Below are 573 nucleotides of genomic sequence, written 5' to 3'. Positions count from 1 at the left end.
CATTATTTAACGGATGAAGAAAAGCAGCATTTACAAGAGGGTGCTGATGGCAAGGTGCATGTGTCCTTTAATGGCATCTTTACTCCACCAGAGGAAGCCGCTGTTTATGCAGAGCAACATGCGAAGGATAAAAATGATCCGCTTTATTTTGTTGTGTTCCCAGAAGCCGATTCTGCTATCTCAGAACTTTTGGTCGCGGGCTATCAGAAGTTTATGGAAAATAACTTTTGGGGTTTGACCAATTCAACACAAGAAGCAAAAGATTTGGTGTATAGCCATGGTATTACAGGGTTAGAACTTTATGGACATAGCCGTGGTACCATGACATTGGGGAATATGCTGAATTCTTTCAAACAAGAAGGGGTGCACGGGATAGCCGACAACACGAATATCAATTTCTATGGACCAGCCTTTAATGTTTTAGTTGCATCCGGTCTGTTAGGTTATGTGAGTGATGGCAAACAAACCACTATTGGTTTTGATGGGCATAGATATGACTTTGTAAGCCGATGGATTGGCGGCAATGGCTATACTTATGAGACAATACCTGCTGGCAGTAACTGGTGGAAAGAA

Annotated in this window: 1 pseudogene; it reads left to right on the top strand. The window is 42.2% G+C overall.

The annotated features are described in order from the left end of the window. Positions 1–573 (top strand): annotated as a pseudogene (locus ACFILA_RS09985) (filamentous hemagglutinin); the annotation flags it as partial.

Origin of the sequence: Bartonella sp. CL71SXKL, assembly GCF_042194935.1 — a bacterium.
Classification (GTDB): Bacteria; Pseudomonadota; Alphaproteobacteria; order Rhizobiales; family Rhizobiaceae; genus Bartonella.
Note: the sequence above shows the minus strand (reverse complement) of the source record. Positions and strands in the feature narration are given on the sequence as shown.